Here is an 18,518-nt window from a genome sequence, read left to right as displayed (position 1 = left end):
GGCGGCTCAACGCCCGCGCGCGGGGCGCGTGTCCACGCGGCCGAAGCGGCGCTCGCGCTTGAGGTAGTCGGCCACCGCCTCGTACAGGTGGCGGGCCCGGAAGTCCGGCCACAGCACCGGGGTGACCCACATCTCGGCGTAGGCGATCTGCCACAGCAGGAAATTGCTGACGCGCATCTCGCCGCTGGTGCGGATCAGGAGGTCGGGATCCTGCAGACCCTGGGTCCACAGCTCGCCGGAGAAGAGCTCCTCGTCGATGTCTTCGGGCCGCAGGGCTCCCTGCTTCACGCGGCGGGCGAGCTGGCGCGCGGCGTTCACGATCTCCTGCCGCCCGCCGTAGGAGAGGGCCAGCACCAGCAGCAGGCGCTGCCCGCCCGAGAGGTACTCCACGGTCTCGTCCACCGCCTGGCGTGCGTCGGCGGGCAGCGCGTCGCGCTGGCCGATCACCGCCAGGCGCACGCCGTTGCGTTTGAGCTCCTCGCGCTCCTCGCGCAGGGTGCGCTGGAGGAACTTCATCAGGCCGCCCACCTCGGTGCGCGGCCGGTTCCAGTTCTCGACGGAGAATGTGTAGAGGGTCAGGACTTCCACGCCCAGCTCGATGCAGCCCTCCACGGCGGCGCGCACCGAGGCGCGCCCGGCGCGGTGGCCGGCCAGGCGCGGCAGCGCGCGGCGCCGGGCCCAGCGGCCCGAGCCGTCCATGATGATGGCGATGTGGCGCGGGAGGTCCGCGCGCCGGCCCTTGAGCCGGGCCAGCAACCGGGCGGTTTCCGTCATCGCTCGGGGGCCGGGGAGCGGCCGCCGGTACGACCCCGCGGGAAGGCGCGGGGCCGGCCGGTCAGACCTCCATCACCTCGGCCTGCTTCTTCGCCAGCAGGTCGTCGAGGTGCTTGATGTAGGCGTCGGTGAGCTTCTGGATCTGGTCCTGGATCCGCTTGATGTCGTCCTCGGAGACGTGACCGTCCTTCTCCAGCTTCTTCAGCTTCTCGTTGCCGTCGCGGCGGCACTGCCGGATGTGGACGCGCCCCTCCTCCACCAGCTTCGCAACCAGCTTCACCATGTCCTTGCGCCGCTCCTCGCTGAGCGCGGGGATGGGCACGCGGATCACGGCGCCGTCGTCCTGCGGGTTGAGGCCCAGTTCCGAGGCCCGGATGGCGCTGCTGACGGCCTTGAGCGTGCTCTTGTCCCAGGGGGTCACCAGCAGCAGGCGCGGCTCGGGAGCCGACACGCTGGCCACCTGCGAGAGCGGCATCAGGCTGTCGTAGGCCTCCACCTTCACCGTGTCGAGCAGGGCCGGGCTGGCCTTGCCGGTGCGGATCACCGACAGCTCGTGGCGCGTGGCCTCCTGCGCCTTCTTCATGGACTCTTCCACATCGTGGATCAGCTTCTTGTCTTCCATGCACCCTCCCCTCGGACGCGGAACCGCCTCAGCTGGGCGCGGCCCCCGCGTGGACCAGCGTGCCGACGCGCTCCCCGGCGACCACGCGCCCCAGGTTGCCCGGCGTGGCGAGGTCGAACACCACGATGGGCAGGGCGTTGTCCATGCACAGGGAGATCGCGGTGGAATCCATGACCTTCAGACCGCGGTTGATGACATCGAGGTAGTTGATCTCTTCGAAGCGGCGCGCGCCGGGTTGGGCCACCGGGTCGGCGTCGTAGACGCCGTCCACCTTGGTGGCCTTGAGGATCACCTCGGCCCCGACCTCGATGGCGCGCAGCACGGCCGCCGTGTCGGTGGTGAAATAGGGGTTGCCGGTGCCGCCGGCCATGATCACGATCCGGCCCTTCTCGAGATGCCGCTGGGCGCGGCGCCGGATGTAGGTTTCGGCCAGCGTCTGCATGGCGATGGCCGAGCAGACGCGGGTGTCCAGGTCGAGCTTCTCCAGGGAGTGCTGCAGCGCCAGCGAGTTGATCACCGTCGCCAGCATTCCCATGTAGTCGGCGTTGACGCGGTCCATACCCGACGCGCTGGCGGCCAGCCCGCGGAAGATGTTGCCCCCGCCGACCACGATCCCCACCTGCACCCCGGAACGGGCGACCGCGGCCACCTCGCCGCAGATCCACTGGATCCGCTCCGCGTCGATGCCCACCTTCTGTTCCCCGGCCAGCATCTCGCCGGAGAGCTTCAGGAGGATCCTTCCGTACCTGGGCGGTTTCAAGCAGACGCCCCTTCCCTGTGCGCCCCCCGCCGGGTGGCGGGGGGCGGGACCCGGAACCCGGCTCTAGGCCCCCAGCTCGAACCGGCCGAACCGGCGGACCTGGATGTTCTCGCCGATCTTGCCCACCGCGTCCTGGACCACCTGGTTCACCTTGCGGTCCGGGTCGCGGATGTAGGGCTGCTCCAGCAGGCAGGTCTCCTCGTAGAACTTGTTGATCTTGCCGTCCACGATCTTGTCCATGATGTTCGCGGGCTTGCCCTCGCGCACCATCTGCTCGCGGTAGATCTCGCGTTCCTTGTCCAGGATCTCCGCGGGGACGTCCTCGCGGCGCACCCACTGCGGGCGCGCGGCGGCCACGTGCATGGCCAGGTTGTGCACCAGCAGCTTGAAGTCGTCGGTGCGGGCCACGAAGTCGGTCTCGCAGTTCACCTCGATCAGCACGCCGAGGCGGCCGCCGGGGTGGATGTAGGACTCGACCAGGCCGTCCCGCGTGGCCCGGTCGGCCTTCTTCGCCGCCTGCGCCGCACCCATCTTGCGCAGGTGCTCCGCGGCCTTCTCGAGATCCCCGCCCGTTTCGGACAGGGCCTTCTTGCATTCCATCATGCCCACGCCGGTGCGCTCGCGCAGCTCCTTCACCAGCGTCGCGGTGATTTCCGCCATTCGCTTCCTCCGGATCTTATGTACCAGTGCCCGCCGGCCTACGGCACTCTGGTGAACTCGCCCTCGGCCTCCGGGCCCGCGTGGTACACCGTTTCGACGACGGTCTCCACGTCCCGGCCCTCGCTCGCCGTCTGCCGCGCGTCGAGCACGGTGTCGCTCACCAGGCGGCTGAACAGCCGGATGGCACGGATGGCGTCGTCGTTGCCGGGAATCGGGTGGTCGATGGGGTCGGGATCACAGTTGGTGTCCACCACGGCGACGATGGGGATGCTCAGCCGGTTGGCCTCGGCCACCGCGATCTTCTCGCGCTTGGTGTCCACCACGAACATGAGCTGCGGGAGCCCGCCCATGTCCTTGATGCCGGAGAAGCACTTCTCGAGGCGGACGCGCTCCTTCTCGTTGGAGGCGGCCTCCTTCTTGGACAGCTTCTCCATGGTGCCGTCCTTCTGCATCTGCTCGATTTCCTTGAGACGCTGGATGTTCGAGCGGATGGTGCGGAAATTCGTGAGCGTGCCGCCGAGCCAGCGCTCGGTCACGTGGAACATCCCGCAGCGCACGGCCTCCTCGGCGATGGTCTCCTTGGCCTGCTTCTTGGTGCCGACGAAGAGCACCTTGCCGCCGTCGCGGACGAGCTTGTGGACCGCCTTGCGGGCCTCCTCGACGCACTTCATGGTCTTCTGCAGGTCCATGATGTGGATCCCGTTGCGCTCGAGGAAGATGTACTTGCGCATCTTCGGGTTCCACCGGCGGGTCTGGTGGCCGAAGTGGACCCCCGCTTCGAGGAGGTCCTTCATGGTGATTTCCGACATTGCGTTCCTTTCGGGGTTGACCCTCCGCCGCGATCGGCGCCGACCCCGCCCTCACGGGCGGGGACCCTCAGGCGCCGCGCGAAACGCGGCGTGCGAGATGAATCCGATTAACGCTTGGAGAACTGGAAGCGCTTGCGCGCGCCCGGCTGACCGTACTTCTTGCGCTCCTTCATCCGCGAGTCGCGCGTCAGGAGCCCCTCGGTGCCCAGCATGGCACGCAGGCCCGGGTCCATCTTCTGGAGCGCCCGCGCCAGGCCCATCGAGAGGGCGCCGGCCTGGCCGCTGAGACCCCCGCCCTTGCAGTTGGCGGTGAAGTCCACCTTGTCCATCATGTTGGTCAGCACCATGGGCTTCTCCGCGACCATCACCAGGACGGAGCGCTTGAAGTAGTCCATCATGGGCTGCCCGTTGACCACACGCTGCCCGGAACCGGGACGCATGCGGACGCGGACGACCGCCTCCTTGCGCCGGCCCACGGACACGATCACGTTTGATTCTGCCAAGACTTCCTCCTACGGATGGCTGGCGTCAGGCGCGCGGCGCCACACCGCCCAGGTGCGTGAGCCGGATGGGCTCGGGACCCTGGGCCTGGTGCGGGTGCTCGGCTCCCGCGTACACTTTCAGCTTCTTCAGGAGCGCCCTGCCGAGGCGGGTCTTGGGCAGCATGCCCTTGACCGCCATCGTGATCAGGCGTTCCGGGTTCTTGTCCAGGATCTCACCCATCGGCGTGAAGCGCGCGCCGCCCGGGTACATGGTGTGACGGAAGTACTGTTTCTTCTCCAGCTTCTTGCCGGTCACCTGCACGCGGGCCGCGTTGATCACCACGACGTGGTCGCCCAGGTCCATGTGCGGCGTGAAGATGGGGCGGTGCTTGCCGCGCAGCACGGAGGCGATGTTGGCTGCCATCCGGCCGAGCGTCTGCCCCTCCGCGTCCACCAGGTACCACTTGGCTGTGATCTCGGACTCTCGGGGAATTGCGGTTCGCATTCGGAAACTCTCACCTCCCTCCGGAACATGAATATGGGGCGCGCAGATCCCACCGGGCGCGCAGAAGCGCGTCCCCGGGGGCCGCGCCCCACGGAGCTAAAGCCCCATATTCTATTCACCTAAGTCCCAAAACGTCAAGAGGTTTTGCGGTCCCGGGCGGCCTCGGCGAACAGCCGCGCGAGCCGGGAAAGGGGCAGCCCCATGACGTTGAAATAGCACCCTTCCACCCGGTCCACCCACAGGGCGCCAAAACCCTGGATGCCGTAGGCCCCGGCCTTGTCCATGGGTTCCCCGGTGGCAATGTAAACGTCTATCTGCGAATCGGTTAGGTCCACGAATCGAACCAGGCTGCGCTCCCAGGCCTGGTGGCTCCGGCCGTGACGCACCAGGCAGATCCCGGTATACACCTCGTGCCAGGCTCCGGAGAGCTCCCGGAGCATCTCCCGGGCCCCCTCCCGGCCCTCGGGCTTGCCCAGGGGCCGACCGCGGCTCCAGACCAGGGTGTCGGCCCCCAGGACCCACGCATCCGGCCGGGTGGCGGCCACGCCGCGGGCCTTGCCGCGGGCGAGGTCCATCACCACCTGGTGCGGCCAGGCGTCGTGCGGGTCGGGTTCCTCGGGCGGCATCACCACCTCGAACTCCGCCCCCACCAGGCGCAGCAGCTCCGCGCGGCGGGGCGAGCCGGAGGCCAGCACCAGGGGGGCGTCCCCCAGGAAGAGGCCCGCGAACGGGAAAGGAGTCATGGGCGTGCCTCGCGGCTGTCCAGGATCAGCGTGACCGGACCGTCGTTGACCAGCTCCACCTCCATGTGCGCTCGGAACCGTCCGCGCTCCACCGGCACCCCGAGCTGGCCCAACCGGGCGCAGAACTCCTCGTACAGCCGCTCGGCCGTCTCCGGCGGCGCGGCGCGCTCGAACCCGGGACGGCGGCCCCGGCGCGTGTCGCCCAGGAGAGTGAACTGCGACACCACCAGCGCACCGCCCCCGACCTCCAGGACCGAGCGGTTCATCAGGCGCTTGTCGTCGGCGAAGATCCTCAGGTTCGCACACTTCGAGGCCAGCCATTCCACGTCCGCGTCGGTGTCGCCCACGGCCACGCCCAGCAGCACCACGAGGCCCGCCCCGATGCGCCCGGTCGCTTCTCCGTCCACGCGCACCTCGGCCCTCGAAACCCGCTGCACCGCGGCGATCACGAGCGGCGCTCCGCGTCCCGGTTCGCGGCGCCGGCGAGGCGGACGACCCGCCGCGGAGACATCACTTGCTGCCCAGCCCGCTCTGGAACCGCTCCACCGCGCTCACCCCGCGCACTCGCCGCACCGCCCCGAGCACCTCCTGGAGGTGGCGGCGATTGTGCACCTCCACCAGGAACGTGCCGCGGGCCGATCCGTCGGAGGCGGTCATGCCGGCCGAGCGGATATTGCACTTCTCGGCGGCGATGGCCTTGGCCACGTCGGCCAGCAGGCTGGGCCGGTCGCTGCCGTGCACCACCAGGCGCACCGGGAACGCCTCCCCGATCTTCGCGTCCCAGGTCACGTCCACGCGCCGCTCGGCGGGCACGCGCTCGGCGAAGGTGTTGGGGCACACGTGGCGATGCACCGAGACGCCGCGGCCCTGCGTGACGATTCCCACCACCGGCTCGCCCGGCACCGGCTGGCAGCACTTGGCGATGTGCACCAGCAGGCTGTCCTGGCCCTGGATGCGCACGCCCTCGGCCTTGCGCGGCAGCATGTCCCCCAGCTGCTCCAGCGGGCCCTTGCGCCGCCGTTCCTGCAATTCGGGGAAGAGCTTGTGCACCACCTGCGGGGCGGACAGCGAGCCCTGCCCGATCTTGGCGTAGAGCTGCGGCAGCTCCGAGACCCCCAGCGACTGGGCCGCGTCCAGCAGCTCGCGGTCGGGCACCGCGCGCCTCGCGCGGCGCAGCTCACGGTCGAGCATCTCCTTGCCCAGCACGATGGCCTCGGCCTGGTGCTGCGCCTTCAACCAGTGGCGCACCTTGTGGCGCGCGGCCGGCGTGCGCACGAACTCGATCCAGTCCTTGCTGGGCCTGCCGGTGGGCTGGGTGACCACCTCCACGGTGTCGCCGCTGCGCAACCGCGTGCGCAGCGGCACGAACTGGCCGTTCACCTTGGCCCCCACGCAGTGCAGCCCGATCTCGGAGTGGATGGAGAATGCGAAGTCCACCGGCGTGGAGCCCTTGGGCAGCTGTCGCAGGTCCCGCTTGGGGGTGAACACGAAGATCTCGTCCTGGTACAGGGAGGTCTGCAGCAGCTGCATCCACTCCTCGTCGGAGAGCTCCGCGGTCCACTGGGCCGTATCCCGCAGGAACCCGCCCAGCTTCTTGTCCAGCTCGCGGTCGCTGCGCCCGCCCTCCTTGTAGCTGTAGTGCGCCGCCACCCCCAGCTCCGCGGTGCGGTGCATGTCCCCGGTGCGGATCTGGATCTCGACCACCTGGCGCGCCGGCCCGATCACGGTGGTGTGGATCGACTGGTACATGTTGGACTTGGGCGTGGCGATGTAGTCCTTGATGCGCTCCTGGATGGGCGTGAACAGCCCGTGGATGATCCCCAGGGCGTGGTAGCACGCGGCCTCGTCGGCGGTGATCACGCGCAGGCCCAGCAGGTCGTGCAGCTCGTGGAACTCCCGGCCCTTCTCCTTGAGCTTCTTGTAGATGCTGTAGAAGTGCTTGGGCCGGCCAGAAATCTCCGCCTCGATGCCGGCCTTGACCAGCGCCTCGGCGATGGGCACGCGGATCTGTTCCAGCCGCTCGGCGCGCTCTTCGCGCTTGGCCTGCACGCTGCGGGCGATCTCCCGGTAGGCTTCGGGCTCGAGGTGCTTGAGCGCCAGGTCCTCCAGCTCGCGCTTGAAGCTGCCGATGCCCAGGCGGTGGGCGAGCGGGGCGTACACGTCCAGCGTCTCGCGGGCGATACGGCTGATCTTCTCGGGGGGGAGGAACTCCAGCGTGCGCATGTTGTGCACGCGGTCGGCCAGCTTGATCAGGATGACCCGCAGGTCGCTGGCCATGGAGAGGATCATCTTGCGGAAGTTCTCGGCCTGCTCGGCGCGCGGACTGTCGAAGTGCAGGTGCCCGATCTTGGTGACGCCCTCCACCAGGCGCGCCACCTCGGTGCCGAAGGCCTGGCCCAGCTCGTGGCTGGTGACCGGGGTGTCCTCCACCACGTCGTGGAGCAGCGCGGACGCCACGATGGTGGAGTCGAGGTGGCTGCCCAGGAGGCCCATGAGGATGCGGGTGGTCTCGACGGTGTGGCTGACGAAGGGCTGCCCGGAGCGGCGCACCTGGCCGTGGTGCGCGAGCGAAGCGAACTCGAACGCGCTGCGCACCACTGCCTCCTCGGCGCGGGGGCTGCGGACACGCAGTTCCTCGAGCAGGGGGTTGAGCAGGCCGGTCTCGTCGGTCATGCGCCCGGTTCGACCCCCTTCACCTTGAGCTGCACCCGCTCCCGTCCCTGCCAGACGTTGCGGATGGGTGTGAACGCGAGGGAAAACCTGCCGGGGGCGCGGTTCAGCTCGCCCGCCATGTGTCCGAGGTTGAATCCGATGCACTCGCACACATGGCCGTTCTGGCGCACCACCATCTTGAGGTGGTTGCGGCTCACCACGCTGGACCAGCCCGAGAGCTCCACGTCACGCGCCAGGAACAGGGGCTCGCCGTTGCGCAGGCCCCACGGGCTGAGCCGCTCCAGCCACTCCACCAGCTTCAGGTCGCAGCCGGAGAGCGGGAGCTCGCTGTCCAGGTCCAGCCGGTGCGTGTAGTCCTCGGCGGTGAGCCGGGCGGCCACCTCGGTGTTCAGCCGGTCGCGAAACTCGTCGAGGTGGCTGCGCTCGATGTTGAGCCCGGCCGCGTGGCTGTGGCCGCCGTAGGCGATGAGGCAGTCCTGCACCGTGGCCAGCGCCTCCCACAGGTTGAGCCCGGGCAGGCTGCGGCCCGAGCCGCGGCCCTCCTCGCCGTCCATCGCGATCAGGATGGTGGGGCGGCAGTAGCGCTCCACCAGCCGCGAGGCCACGATGCCCAGCACGCCCGAGTGCCAGCGGTCCGACCACAGCACGATCACCGAGTGCCTTTCAAGATCTACGTGGGCGGCGATCTGGGCCTCCGCCTCGGCGAGGGTCTCCTCGTCGATGCGACGCCGGAGGTTGTTGTCCTCCTCCAGGGTCTCCGCCAGCTCCATGGCTTCACCCACCGAGCCCGCCTGCAGCAGCTTCACCCCGGTGTCGGCCTTGCCCAGCCTCCCCGCCGCGTTGATCCGAGGCGCCAGGATGAAGGCCACGTGGCCGCTGTCCACCCGGCGGGTCTTGAGGCCGGCGGTCTCCTTGAGCGCCACCAGGCCCTGGTTGCGGGTGGCCTCCAGGCGGTGCATGCCGAGCTTGGCCAGCACCCGGTTCTCCCCCACCAGCGGCACCACGTCGGCGATGGTGCCCAGCGCGATCACGTCCAGGTGCTCCTCGAGGAAGCTGCGCGCGTCCACGGGCAGCATCCGCGAAAACAGCGCCTGCACCACCTTGGCGGTCACCCCGATGCCGGCCAGCTCCTTGAACGGATAGGGGCAGTCGGGTCGCTTGGGGTTCACCACCGCCGAGGCGCGGGGCAGCGGCCCCAGGGGCTCGTGGTGGTCGGTGACGATCACGTCGATCCCGCGGCGCAGCGACTCCTCCACCGGCTCGGCGGCGGTCACGCCGCAGTCCACGGTCACGATCAGCTTCACTCCCCGCCGCTCCGCTTCGTCCAGGCCGGTGTCCGAGAGGCCATAGCCGTCCCGCAGGCGATCGGGGATGAAGTAGTCCACCTTCGCGCCCAGGATGCGCAGCGCCTTGGTCATCAGGTAGGTGGAGGTGACGCCGTCCACGTCGTAGTCGCCGTGGACCATGATGATGTCGCCTCGCTCCACGGCCTGCCCGATGCGCGCCACGGCCTTTTCCATGTCGGCCATCAGGAACGGGTCCTCGAGGTGCTCCACTTCCGGGACCAGGAAGCGGCGCGCGCGGTCCAGGTCGCGCAGGTTGCGGTTCCACAGGATGCGCGCAACCGTCTCGGGCACTTCGAGGTCCCGAGCCAGGTCGCGGAGTGCCTCCTGCGGAGGCGGCGGCGCGAGGCACCAGGTGGTGCGAGCCATCGAGGCGATCTCCGATCGTCGGAGCGAATGCCGCCGGTGGGGGTGGCCACCCGGCGCGTCGCGGGTTGAGTACGGGTTTCCAGGGGTATCGGCCCGAAGAGCGGGCGCGGTAGGTTCTTGTGGACCCACGCTAGCACGGCATTCCGGGTGGGTCAATGCGGTCAGGGGGACCGCGGGGCGGCCTCCCGCGCGGCCGGCGTGGGCCTCGGCCCCGGACGCGAAGGCGGCCGCCCCCCTTCAGGAGGCGGCCGCGTCCTCGATTCCCCTGCCCCGGGCGCTCCTACTTCGCGCTCATCTTCACCGCGCGCGCGTAGTGCCCCTCCACGACCTTCCAGTCCAGCACCTTCATGAAGGCGTCGATGTAGGGCCCGCGCGCCGCGCCGTGGTCGATGAAGTAGGCGTGCTCGTAGGTGTCCAGCGCCAGGATGGGCGTGGCGTTCCAGACCGGGAAGGTGTTCTGGGCGTCGCCGAGGTAGTTGAACAGCGTGCCGTAGTCGTGGTCCAGCGCCAGCCACACCCAGCCGCGCGCCGCGATGCCGGTGGCCTTGAGGTCCTTCGCCCACGCCTCGAACGAACCGAAGTTGGCCCGGATCGCGTCCGCCAGGGCCCCACCGGGCTCGCCTCCCCCGCCGCCGAGGTGGCCGAAGTAGAGCTCGTGGTTCTTCACCCCGCCGATGGCGAACGTCAGCTCGTGCTTGAGCACCCGCAGGTCGCTGAACACCTGGTTGGCCCTGGCCGGGTCACGGTCGAGGGACTCCAGTTTCTCGAGGATCTCGTTCGACTTGTTGACGTAGCCCTGGTAGAGCTTGAAGTGCTCCTCCATGGTCTTCTTCGAGATGCCCTCCATCTCCAGCGTGGCCGGCTTGAGCGGGACGGCGGTGAACTTGCGGGCGGAAAGACCCGGCATGGGCTGCCTCCTTGTGCGTTACGGGCGGGGGAAATGGCCCCTCGCGCCCGGCGTTCGGGGAACGCCGGGGCGGGACCACGAGATCCACGGTTCTGTCCAAGCAGTTGGATGCAGGCGGGCGGGCGGCGTTGTGCCCCGGGCCCGCGAAGGGCCCGGGGTGCCCGGGTTATTCGTACCGCAGGGCGTCGATGGGATCCAGCCGGGAGGCCCGGTAGGCGGGGTAGATGCCGAAGAACAGCCCCGTCCCCACCGACAGCGCCAGCCCCGCGAACACCGACCACGGCGCCACGGCCGAGGGCAGCGGCGTCAGCAGGGAAACCAGGCCGCTGAGACCCGCACCGAGCAGGATCCCGAGGACCCCCCCGACCCCGGTCAGCGTGGCGGCCTCGAGCAGGAACTGGGTCAGGATGTCCGCACGGCGCGCGCCCAGCGCCATGCGCACGCCGATCTCTCGGGTGCGCTCCTTCACCGACACCAGCATGATGTTCATCACGCCGATGCCGCCCACCATGAGCGCAATGGACGAGATGGCCATCATCACCAGGTAGATGGCCCCGGTCATCTGGTGATACAGGTTGATGAGCGCGTCGTCGGTCTCGATGGAGAAGTTGTCCGCCTGACGCGACTTCAGGTGGCGTTGCCTGCGCAGCACCTCGGTGATCTGGTCGATCGCGGCAGTCATCTGGTCCTCGCGGACCGGCTTGGCCTTCATGGCGAATTCGTTCTGGCGGTCGCCCCCCTCCTCGCCCGGGAAGAACTTCCGCAGCGCGGTGTAGGGGATGATCAGGAAGTTGTCGGTGGACTGCCCGAACATCTTCCCGCGCCGTGCGAGCTCCCCGACCACCACGAACGGGATCCCGCCGATGTGGATGGTCTTGCCCACCGCGGGGGTGTTGGGGAACAGCGTCTCCATGATGTCCTGGCCCAGCAGCACCACCTGCCCGCTGTGGCTGGTCTCTCCGTCGGTGAACACCCGCCCCCGCGCCAGGTCCATCCCGCTGATCTCGATGTAGTCGGAGGTGGTGCCCAGCACGTTGCCGCTGCGCGCCTTCAGATTCCGGTACTCCACGCTGGGAGCGCCGTCGATGCCCTTGATGGGTGCGATCTTCTTCACCGCGGGACAGTTCTCGCGGATCGCCACGAGGTCTTCCTCGGTGAAGGAGTGCCGCATCCTCAGGCTGTCGGGCAGGGGACCGTTGCGCGGGCCGTTCTGCGCGAACGGGCGGATCCATAGGATGTGGGAGCCGAAGGTGCGGAACTGTCGCGCCATGCTGCGGTCCAGGCCCTGGACCATCGCGCCCATGGCGATGACGGTGCTCACCCCGATCACCACGCCCAGCGTGGTCAGGAACGAGCGCATCTTGTTCGCCCGCATGGCCTCCAGCGCCATGCCCACCACCTCGAGCGCCAGGGAGCGGCGCGCGCCAGCCATCACTCGTACCTCAGGGCCACGATCGGGTCCAGCCGGGAGGCCCGCATGGCCGGGTAGATGCCGAAGAACAACCCCACCGAGGAGGCCACCAGCAGGCCCACCAGCACCGACCACAGCTCCACGCGCGCCGGCAGCGGCGTGGCGGCCGAGATCAGGAATGCGATCCCCGCCCCCACAAGGACACCGATGATCCCGCCCACCAGGGCCATGATCACCGCCTCGTACAGGAACTGCTGCAGCACGTCGCTGCCGCGCGCGCCGACGGCCTTGCGCACGCCGATTTCGCGGGTTCGCTCGGTCACCGACACCAGCATGATGTTCATGATCACGATGCCGCCCACCACCAGCGCCAGCGAGGCCACCCCGATCATCACGATGAACGCGGCCCCCGTGAAACGGTTGTACAGCTCCATGAACATCTCGGCGGTCTGCAGCCCGAAGTCGTCCTTGGCCCGGTACGGCACGTGCCGGCGCGCGCGCAGGATCACGCGCACCTCGTCCTGGGCCTTGAGATAGGTGTTGGGCCCGGTGCTCTTGATGGCCAGGACCAGGTAGCTCCGCGGCCCGTACTGCTTCAGGAACGCGGTGTAGGGGATGATCACGTAGTCGTCCTGCGACTGGCCCAGGATCTTGCCCTTGCGCCCGCCCACCCCCACCACGGTGTAGGCGTGGCCACCCACCCGCACTTCCCGTCCCAGCGGGTCGAGGTTCTCGAAAAGCTTCTCGGCGGTGGACTGCCCGACCACGCACACCGGCGAGCGGCGCTGCATGTCGGACAGCGTCAGGTGGCGGCCCGCCGCGACTTCGATGCCGTTGATCTCCGGGTAGTGCTCGCCGAAGCCGCGGACGTTGCAGTCCTCCTTCTTCTGGCGGAAGCGCACCTGGCCGGACTGCTCGTACCACGGCGCCACGATGGACACCGACGGGCACCGCTCCAGCAGCGCCTCGCGGTCGTCCAGCGTGATGTCCTTGCGCTTGAGCGCGTCGAGGTAGTCCTCCTCGTTGAAGATGGCCCCGAACTTGTCGATGTAGAACACGTTTGAGCCCTGCTCCAGCAGCTTGTCGGACACGTAGTGGTTCATGCCCTGGATGATGGCCACGATGGCGATCACCGACATCACGCCCACGATGTTCCCGAGCAGCGTCAGGAACGAGCGCAGCTTGTTGGCGCGCAGGGCGCCCACGGCCAGCTTCAGGCTTTCCTGTAGTTCCACGTCCGTGCCTCCGCGGCCGTCAGCGGGTCCGCCGGTCCTCCGAGATGCGGCCGTCGTGCAGGCGCACGATGCGCCGCGCGTGCCGCGCGATGTCCTCCTCGTGCGTGACCAGGATGATGGTGTTGCCCTGCTCGTAGACCAGTTCCAGGGCGGCCATGATCTCCTCGCCGGTGCGGCTGTCGAGGTTGCCGGTGGGCTCGTCCGCCAGGATGATGCTCGGCTTGTTGACCAGCGCACGCGCGATGGCCACGCGCTGCCGCTGGCCGCCGGAGAGCTCGTTGGGCCGGTGGTGCATGCGGTCGGCCAGCCCCACCGCGGTGAGCGACTCCACCGCCCGCTTGCGGCGGTCCTGGGGGTTGGTGCCGTTGTAGATCAGCGGCAGCTCCACGTTGTGCAGCGCGTCGGCCCGGGCCAGCAGGTTGAACGTCTGGAAGACGAAACCGATCTCCTTGTTCCGGATGCGCGCCAGCTCGTCGTCGTCGCAGTCGCGGATCTCCACGCCGTTGAGCTTGTACGAGCCCCCCGAGGGGGTGTCCAGGCACCCGATCATGTTCATCATCGTGGACTTGCCGGAGCCCGAGGGCCCCATGATGGCCACGTACTCGTGCCGGTCGATGTCCAGGTCCACCCCGGCCAGGGCGTGGACGTCCTCGCCCCCCACGTTGTAGTCCTTGGTGACGCCGCGCAGCTCGATCAGCATGGCGCTAGTCCTTCTTGCCGGCCGAGTCGCCGGGCTTCTTGCCCGCGGCCTTCTTCACCCTGGCGCCGTCCTTCAGGTTGCGCAGCTCCTTGTAGGGCCCGCTCACGACCTCGTCCCCGGCGTTCACCGCGGCCTCGATCTCCATGTTCACGTCGCCCGAGATGCCCGGCTTCACCGGCACGAACACCGCCACGCCCTTGCGGGCCACGAACACGCCGCTGATCTCCTTCTCCTTGGCCTTGCGCGTGGCATCGTCCTCGTTCTCCGCGGCCATGGCCCCGCCCTTGGCCTTCGGGCCCTTCTTCTGCGCCGCCCTGGCCTCGTCCAGCTCGCGCTGCGTGCGCACCACCACGCTCTGGATGGGCACCGCCAGCGCCTGCTTGTGCTCGTTGGTCTGGATGTCCACGTCCGCGGTCATGCCGGGCTTGATGGAGCGCACCCGGCTCAGGAACACCACCTTCACCTCGTAGTTGCTCTGCTCCTGGCCGGAAGCGGCGCCCAGGGCGGACGACTTGGCGGTGTTGCCGACCTCGATCACCTCGCCGCGGAATACGGAGTCGGGGATGGCGTCCACCTTGATCTTCACCGGCTCGCCCACCCTCACGTCCACCACGTCGGTCTCGTCCACCTGCGCCCGCACGATCATCCGGCTGGTGTCGGCCACCGCCAGGATCTGGGTGCCGGGATTGTTCATGGTGCCGGTGATCACGTTCTCCCCGGCCTCCACGTTGAGCTGCGACACGATGCCGTCGAAGGGCGCGTGGAACACGGTCTTGTCCACGTTGTCCTGCGAGGCCGCCCTCGCGGCGCGCGCCTCGTTGACGGCGTCCAGGGCCGCCTGGTGCTCGCTCAGGGCCACCTTGTAGGCGGTCTCCACCTGCTCCAGCTCGTCCGGCGAGACCAGGTTCTTCGCGGCCAGCGCGCGACGGCGGTCCAGCGTCTGCTGGGCCCGCTCCAGGCTGAACTTCGCCTGGCGCGTGCGGGACTCGGCGGCGGACAGCGCCGCCACGGCCCGCTTCAGGTCGGCGTCGTACTGGGTGGCGTCGAGACGCAGCAGCACCTCGTTCTTGCGGACCCGCTGGCCCTCCTTCACGCCCAGGTACACGATCTTGCCCGGCACGGTGGCGGACATCTTCACCAGCGTGAACGGCTCGATCTTGCCCGGCGACTTGACGTGGGAGACCACGTCCTCCTTGCGGACCTTGGCCAGCTCCACCGAGGCCACCTTGCCCTGCTGCTTCTTCATCGTGGCGAAACCGAACACCGCGAGCAGCACCACGGCGAGCCCGATCAGGATCCACTTGAGATTCTTCTTCATGCCTCTCCTCCGCGTTCGATCGGCCGCGCTACGGGTTCTGCCCCAGGGCCCGGTCCAGCTGTGCCCGGGCCAGCTGGAGGCCCACGCGGGCGTCCACCAGGTCCGAGCGGCTGCGCGTCAGTTGCACCTCGGCCGTGGTGAGCTCCAGCAGGGTGCTGGAGCCCAGGCGGTACTTTTCACGGTTCAACTCGTGGCTCTGCTCGGCGTAGTCCAGCGCCTCGACGGCCACCCGGGCGCGCTCGCGCGCCTCCACCAGGCCCAGCCACGCCTGGCGCACCTCGAGTGCTATCTCCACGCGCCGCTGCGACAGGTTCCGGCGCTGGATCTCCAGCTCCGCGGCGCGCTGCTGGATGCGCCCCTTGGTGGAGAAGCCGTCGAAGATCGGCACCGTCACCCGGGCCCCCACCGACCAGCTGAAGGGGCGGCTCTCGAACTTCGTCTCGGGTATCTGGGAGATGGTGTCCCCGTACACCGGGACGAACGAGGTGTCCGCCAGGTTCAGGCGCAGGCTCTTGAGCGTGGTCCCGACCTGGGTGAGGCTGTCCTGGGTGGTGCTGAAGATGGACTTCTGGATGCTCACGCTGGCGCCCAGGGTCGGATAACGCGCGGCCCGCGCCGAGCCCAAGCCGGCCTCTGCGGCGTCGATCTGCCGCAGCAGCTGCGCCAGGTCGGGCCGGTTCGCGTAGGCGGACTCCAGGATGTTGGTGGAATCGGGCAGCGGCACGTCCTCGGGCAGGGCGTCCACGACGTCCAGGCCGCGGTCGTCGGCCAGGCCCAGCAGGCCCGCCAGGCGCAGGCGCTCGATGTCCACGCTGTGCTGCGCGGAGATGACCGCCAGCCGCGACTGCGCGTGCTGCGTGCGCGCCTTGAGCAGGTCGGTGCGCGGCGCCGTGCCCACGTCGAACAGGCCCTGGGTCAGGGCCAGCGTGGAGGAGTCCAGCCGGGCGGCGTCCACGCTCACGCCCGACAACTGCTTGGCGCGCACCAGCGCGTAGAACTGCTGCTTCACCGCCAGCGCCACCTGCTGGCGGGTGCTCACCTCGGCCGCCCGGGTGGCGGCCAGGCCGCGGGCCGCCTCCCTGGCGCCGTTGAGCGCCTGCAGGTTGATCAGCTCCTGCGAGAGCGACACGCTGCCGCTGCGGGAGTTGGTGTTGGTGGAGGGGACGCTGCCCCCCACGCGGAACGCGGAGCGCTGCTCGCCCTGGTGGCTGCGGGCCAGGTCACCGGTCACGTTCAGCTGCGGCAGCAGCGGGGAGCGGGCCAGCTTCAGCCCCCCCTCCGCCTGCTCCACCTGCCGGGCGGCCGCGTACACCGAGTTGTTGTCACGCAGCGCGATGCGCACCGCCTCGTCGGCCGTGAGCCGAGAGAGGTCGGCGCGCGACGTGCCGGTGCCACCGGCCAGGACCGCCAGGACCGCCAGGGCCATCGCCCGGGCCGGGTGCCCCATCCGCGGGGGGGCAGGGATCATGGGAACCTCCTCGGAAGACATCGCCCCGCCGGGCCGGCGGGAACCGCAATACCCGATTCTACGCAATCCTGCGGCCGGAGGTTTCACTGACCGCCGGGCTACATTCCGCCGCCGAACCTGCCCATCACGCCCTGCAGGGCCGCCATGGCCACCGAGCCCGCCACGAACACCACCGAGACCCAGACGAGCACCTGGCGGGACGGCTTCCGGTACACCAAGGCCAGCCCCACGGCCAGCAACGCCCAGGACCACAGGCTGAACATGTCCACCTTCTCCAGCAGCCGGTAGAGGAAGGTGGGCGGGTCCGGCATGTCCATGAGCGCCGAGGGGCCGAAGAAGACCCGGGGGTCCTGCTTGGCGATGGCCAGCGGCATCCACACCAGGGTGTGGGGAATCTGCACCACCGAGGCGTGCAGGCACACCGAGAGCACCGCCTTGAAGTCGGCCCTGCCGCTCAGCAGCAGGGTGAACACGAAGTACATCAGCGCGGCCCACACCAGCGGTACCACTGCCGCCGACACGGCGCTGCCCACCACTCCCATGGTGATGGCCACGGGGCTGGCCATGTACTTGTCCATCTGGGCGCGCTGCTCCGGGCTCATCTCCGCGGAGCGCTCGGCCATCTGCGACAGCTGGAACGGGATCACCACCGGCTTGTAGATCGCCGCCGTCACCAGCCCCTGGAACAGCACCACGACCAGGAACGGCACGAGCAGGGCCGGGCGGGCGGCCACCGAGGCCATCGCCTTGCCGGGGCTCCACAGGACCGAGAGCATGCGGGCCAGGCTGTTGCCTCCGACGATCTGCGGGGCGGGTTCCTCGGCGGGTGCCGGGCCGGATCCTGGAACGGGCGTTTCGGTGGTGGTCATGGCGTCTCCCTCGCGTGGGTGGGGTTGCGCCGCCCGGGCCGGGACCGGACGTGCGGCGGGGCCCGGTGTCTGCCGGGCCCCGGTCGCTTCTTTCGGCGGTTAGGAGGCCGAGGCTCTAGTTGCCGCTAAGGCGGAACGCGATGGGCACCGCGACCCACACGGCCACGGGCTTGTTGTTCGCCAGGGCGGGCTTGAAGATGTACTGCTTGACCGCCTCCAGGGCCGCGTCGTTGAGCACCGGCACTCCCTGGGCGATCTCCGCCTTCACCACGTGCCCGTCGGTCCCGACGAGCACGTTTACCGTGACCTTGCCCTCGATCCCGCTGGACTTGGCCAGGTCGGGGTAGCGGACCGGGTAGGCCTTGATGAGCAGCGGCTCGTCGTCACGGTACACGTACGCGCCGGCCGCAGGCAGTTCCTCCTGCGCCGGCGCCGCGATGACGATGTCGCCGCTGCCCGCGCCGGTGCCCGCGCTGGATGCCGCCTGCTCGATCTCCTTGGCGGAGGCGAGCTGCGTCTCCTGCGGGGCCTGCGCGTCCGGCACCGGGACCGGGATGCCCACCGAGGGCGGCGCCACCTGCTGGGCCACCTTGATCTGCTCCACCTGCTGCTTCGACAGCGGCGGGGCCTGCAGCTGCTGGAGAGGCACCACCACCACGCGGGTCTTGTGGCTCTCGCTCAGCTTCTGGTTCAGGAGGACGGCAGCCAGTGCGAGCAGGATCAGGAAGATGTTGAACGCGGCCGACAGCGCCACGCCCAGCGTCATGTACCGCTGGAACACCGCCTTCAGCTCGGCGGCCCCGTACTGCTGGTACGCCGGCATGCCGCTGGACGGGCCGGGTGGCACGGCCTGCGTCGTGGTGCTCATGG

General features: G+C 69.3%; 19 protein-coding genes. All 19 read right to left on the bottom strand.

Translation table 11 applies throughout. From position 1 onward, the window contains the following. Positions 1–6 precede the first annotated feature (6 nt). The 19 genes from HZB25_01320 to HZB25_01230 all read right to left on the bottom strand — a co-directional run bounded on the left by HZB25_01320 (position 7) and on the right by HZB25_01230 (position 18,516). On the bottom strand, positions 7–774 hold the full coding sequence (locus HZB25_01320) for an isoprenyl transferase (GenBank protein MBI5835860.1): 768 nt from the start codon (positions 772–774) through the stop codon (positions 7–9). A gap of 61 nt (positions 775–835) precedes the next feature. Continuing rightward, positions 836–1,396 (bottom strand): ribosome recycling factor, encoded by a 561-nt coding sequence (gene frr, locus HZB25_01315; protein MBI5835859.1) that lies wholly within the window; start codon positions 1,394–1,396, stop codon positions 836–838. Positions 1,397–1,424: 28 nt separating this feature from the next. Beyond that, positions 1,425–2,156 (bottom strand): UMP kinase, encoded by a 732-nt coding sequence (locus tag HZB25_01310; protein ID MBI5835858.1) that lies wholly within the window; start codon positions 2,154–2,156, stop codon positions 1,425–1,427. A 63-nt stretch (positions 2,157–2,219) separates the two neighbouring features. Next, positions 2,220–2,816 (bottom strand): translation elongation factor Ts, encoded by a 597-nt coding sequence (gene tsf / locus HZB25_01305; protein MBI5835857.1) that lies wholly within the window; start codon positions 2,814–2,816, stop codon positions 2,220–2,222. Between the two features lie 38 nt (positions 2,817–2,854). Further along, positions 2,855–3,625 carry a 30S ribosomal protein S2 gene (gene rpsB, locus HZB25_01300; protein MBI5835856.1) on the bottom strand — a complete coding sequence of 257 codons (771 nt, stop codon included), beginning with the start codon at positions 3,623–3,625 and terminating at the stop codon, positions 2,855–2,857. A 107-nt stretch (positions 3,626–3,732) separates the two neighbouring features. After that, positions 3,733–4,128, bottom strand: a complete 396-nt coding sequence (gene rpsI / locus HZB25_01295) for a 30S ribosomal protein S9 (protein ID MBI5835855.1) — start codon at positions 4,126–4,128, stop codon at positions 3,733–3,735. A gap of 25 nt (positions 4,129–4,153) precedes the next feature. Beyond that, positions 4,154–4,612 (bottom strand): 50S ribosomal protein L13, encoded by a 459-nt coding sequence (gene rplM / locus HZB25_01290; protein MBI5835854.1) that lies wholly within the window; start codon positions 4,610–4,612, stop codon positions 4,154–4,156. A gap of 134 nt (positions 4,613–4,746) precedes the next feature. Further along, positions 4,747–5,355: a septum formation protein Maf gene (gene maf / locus HZB25_01285; GenBank protein ID MBI5835853.1), complete on the bottom strand. Its 609-nt coding sequence runs from the start codon at positions 5,353–5,355 to the stop codon at positions 4,747–4,749. Continuing rightward, positions 5,352–5,804 (bottom strand): D-tyrosyl-tRNA(Tyr) deacylase, encoded by a 453-nt coding sequence (locus HZB25_01280; protein ID MBI5835852.1) that lies wholly within the window; start codon positions 5,802–5,804, stop codon positions 5,352–5,354. Before HZB25_01280 ends, maf begins: the two co-directional genes overlap by 4 nt. A 61-nt stretch (positions 5,805–5,865) precedes the next feature. Next, positions 5,866–8,028 carry a bifunctional (p)ppGpp synthetase/guanosine-3',5'-bis(diphosphate) 3'-pyrophosphohydrolase gene (locus tag HZB25_01275; GenBank protein ID MBI5835851.1) on the bottom strand — a complete coding sequence of 721 codons (2,163 nt, stop codon included), beginning with the start codon at positions 8,026–8,028 and terminating at the stop codon, positions 5,866–5,868. After that, a complete protein-coding gene (recJ, locus tag HZB25_01270; GenBank protein ID MBI5835850.1) occupies positions 8,025–9,740 on the bottom strand; it encodes a single-stranded-DNA-specific exonuclease RecJ in 1,716 nt (571 codons plus the stop codon). The genes HZB25_01275 and recJ overlap by 4 nt, the downstream gene beginning before the upstream one ends. 280 nt (positions 9,741–10,020) lie before the next feature. After that, a complete protein-coding gene (locus HZB25_01265; protein ID MBI5835849.1) occupies positions 10,021–10,587 on the bottom strand; it encodes a superoxide dismutase in 567 nt (188 codons plus the stop codon). A 226-nt stretch (positions 10,588–10,813) separates the two neighbouring features. After that, positions 10,814–12,079, bottom strand: coding sequence for an ABC transporter permease (locus HZB25_01260; GenBank protein ID MBI5835848.1), 1,266 nt, complete (start codon positions 12,077–12,079; stop codon positions 10,814–10,816). Continuing rightward, entirely contained in the window at positions 12,079–13,293 is a 1,215-nt protein-coding gene (locus tag HZB25_01255; protein MBI5835847.1) for an ABC transporter permease, read from the bottom strand. Before HZB25_01255 ends, HZB25_01260 begins: the two co-directional genes overlap by 1 nt. Positions 13,294–13,312: 19 nt before the next feature. Further along, the gene (locus HZB25_01250; protein MBI5835846.1) at positions 13,313–13,990 is read right to left on the bottom strand and encodes an ABC transporter ATP-binding protein; all 678 of its coding nucleotides are present in this window, start codon (positions 13,988–13,990) and stop codon (positions 13,313–13,315) included. A 7-nt stretch (positions 13,991–13,997) separates the two neighbouring features. Then, positions 13,998–15,311 carry an efflux RND transporter periplasmic adaptor subunit gene (locus tag HZB25_01245; GenBank protein MBI5835845.1) on the bottom strand — a complete coding sequence of 438 codons (1,314 nt, stop codon included), beginning with the start codon at positions 15,309–15,311 and terminating at the stop codon, positions 13,998–14,000. A gap of 28 nt (positions 15,312–15,339) precedes the next feature. Beyond that, the gene (locus tag HZB25_01240) at positions 15,340–16,779 is read right to left on the bottom strand and encodes a TolC family protein (protein MBI5835844.1); all 1,440 of its coding nucleotides are present in this window, start codon (positions 16,777–16,779) and stop codon (positions 15,340–15,342) included. A gap of 98 nt (positions 16,780–16,877) precedes the next feature. Further along, a complete protein-coding gene (locus tag HZB25_01235) occupies positions 16,878–17,648 on the bottom strand; it encodes a hypothetical protein (protein ID MBI5835843.1) in 771 nt (256 codons plus the stop codon). Between the two features lie 115 nt (positions 17,649–17,763). After that, complete coding sequence (locus tag HZB25_01230) at positions 17,764–18,516, bottom strand: energy transducer TonB (GenBank protein MBI5835842.1); 753 nt, start codon at positions 18,514–18,516, stop codon at positions 17,764–17,766. Positions 18,517–18,518: the final 2 nt, after the last annotated feature.

It is taken from the genome of Candidatus Eisenbacteria bacterium (assembly GCA_016235265.1).
Taxonomy (GTDB): Bacteria; Eisenbacteria; RBG-16-71-46; order RBG-16-71-46; family JACRLI01; genus JACRLI01.
This window is presented reverse-complemented; position numbering and strand designations above follow the sequence as displayed.

Bases quoted from the DNA above. Each gene is read 5' to 3' on its own strand.
- HZB25_01320 (MBI5835860.1), bottom strand. From the start codon at position 774: ATGACGGAAACCGCCCGGTTGCTGGCCCGGCTCAAGGGCCGGCGCGCG.
- frr (MBI5835859.1), bottom strand. From the start codon at position 1,396: ATGGAAGACAAGAAGCTGATCCACGATGTGGAAGAGTCCATGAAGAAG.
- tsf (MBI5835857.1), bottom strand. From the start codon at position 2,816: ATGGCGGAAATCACCGCGACGCTGGTGAAGGAGCTGCGCGAGCGCACC.
- rpsB (MBI5835856.1), bottom strand. From the start codon at position 3,625: ATGTCGGAAATCACCATGAAGGACCTCCTCGAAGCGGGGGTCCACTTC.
- rplM (MBI5835854.1), bottom strand. From the start codon at position 4,612: ATGCGAACCGCAATTCCCCGAGAGTCCGAGATCACAGCCAAGTGGTAC.
- maf (MBI5835853.1), bottom strand. From the start codon at position 5,355: ATGACTCCTTTCCCGTTCGCGGGCCTCTTCCTGGGGGACGCCCCCCTG.
- HZB25_01275 (MBI5835851.1), bottom strand. From the start codon at position 8,028: ATGACCGACGAGACCGGCCTGCTCAACCCCCTGCTCGAGGAACTGCGT.
- recJ (MBI5835850.1), bottom strand. From the start codon at position 9,740: ATGGCTCGCACCACCTGGTGCCTCGCGCCGCCGCCTCCGCAGGAGGCA.
- HZB25_01265 (MBI5835849.1), bottom strand. From the start codon at position 10,587: ATGGAGGGCATCTCGAAGAAGACCATGGAGGAGCACTTCAAGCTCTAC.
- HZB25_01260 (MBI5835848.1), bottom strand. From the start codon at position 12,079: ATGGCTGGCGCGCGCCGCTCCCTGGCGCTCGAGGTGGTGGGCATGGCG.
- HZB25_01245 (MBI5835845.1), bottom strand. From the start codon at position 15,311: ATGAAGAAGAATCTCAAGTGGATCCTGATCGGGCTCGCCGTGGTGCTG.
- HZB25_01240 (MBI5835844.1), bottom strand. From the start codon at position 16,779: ATGATCCCTGCCCCCCCGCGGATGGGGCACCCGGCCCGGGCGATGGCC.
- HZB25_01235 (MBI5835843.1), bottom strand. From the start codon at position 17,648: ATGACCACCACCGAAACGCCCGTTCCAGGATCCGGCCCGGCACCCGCC.
- HZB25_01230 (MBI5835842.1), bottom strand. From the start codon at position 18,516: ATGAGCACCACGACGCAGGCCGTGCCACCCGGCCCGTCCAGCGGCATG.